Source organism: Pseudomonas syringae (assembly GCF_000737245.1).
Taxonomy (GTDB): domain Bacteria; phylum Pseudomonadota; class Gammaproteobacteria; order Pseudomonadales; family Pseudomonadaceae; genus Aquipseudomonas; species Aquipseudomonas syringae_J.
Genome location: NZ_JPQU01000088.1, coordinates 1 through 1170, shown reverse-complemented (window position 1 = coordinate 1170; position 1170 = coordinate 1). Strand labels below are relative to the sequence as shown.

General features: G+C 60.4%; 1 protein-coding gene. It reads right to left on the bottom strand.

Features of this window, described 5'->3' with window-relative positions:
* The coding region (locus IV01_RS02535; RefSeq protein WP_032631355.1) for a type VI secretion system Vgr family protein at positions 1 to 1170 on the bottom strand (1170 nt) is incomplete at both ends.

The following is a 1170-nucleotide window of genomic DNA, read 5'->3' as shown; positions in this document are numbered from 1 at the left end:
CCATCGGTCCTCAACTCAAACCCTTCCCCGCGCTTTTCCTTCTTGGCATCCACCAGATGCCCAAGGTTCAGCTGGCTTTTGCCGCTGTGTTCGGTGCTGAGTTTGATGTGCTCGGAACCGCGCAGATCTTCCATGCGCAACTTGTTATTGGCTGAGGTACGCAGGACGTTGCGGGTGTGGTCGCGTCTGCGGTCGGTGATGTGATCCGGGTGGCGATCGTCGTGCAGGGCGTGGGCGATGTAGGGGCGGTCGGGGTCGCCGTGTTCGAAGGCGATGGCGACTTCGGTGCCTGGGATCAGCGGGAGGTGCAGGCCGTGGGTGTCGCCAGCATAAGGGCGGGCGAGGCGCAGCCACATGCTTTCCCGGCCGACCATCCATTCGTCGCGGTCGAACAGGAAGTTGACCCGGTAGCGGCCTTCCTGATCGACTTCGGCGTAGCGGGGATTTTTGTCCGGGCTGGTGACGCGGGCGGGGATGGTGCCGGCGATCTGCGGTTTGGCGGGCACTTTTGGCCGGAAGCACACCGTTTCCGAATATGGCATGGCCTCGAATTCCACCTCAAGGCTGCGGCCGCGAGCGGCGGTGATTTTCAGGCCGGTAAGCACGATGCGGGGCTTGAAGGCCAGCGGTGCGTCACCTTTGATGGTCAGTACCTGAGCAGGGGCCAGGGTTGCGCTGCTGCTGACGCCGCTCAGTTGGGTCTGGCTGTTGAGGTATTGCTCGTGGCGCAGCCGTGCGTAGAAATGGCCGCTTTCGGTTTGCAGGCGCTCATCTTTTTTCAGGGCGTCGCCCAGCACGGTGTAGGGTTCGGCGTAGTGGTAGGCCTCGCCGTAGGTGGTTTTGTCTCCATCGGTTTGATCGACTTCGCCATTGAGCCAGGCGTTGGCCTCGCGGGGGTTGTAGGCGCGGAAGTTGATGTTTTTTTCTACGACCCGATGCTCGGTCTGCAATTGCCAAACGGCATCTTCGCCGTTGCTGCTGAGGCCCGATTGGGGAAGCAGTGGCAGTTCGATGTCGAATTGGTAAAAGCGTTGGTGATCGCAAAACTCTGCGATTTCAAAATGCCACTCGTTGTGATGTTCGAAGCGATACCAGATACCCACTTCGGCCAGCAGGCGGGTGATAAAGGCCAGGTCGCTTTCGCCGTATTGCATGACCTGTTCGCGCTTG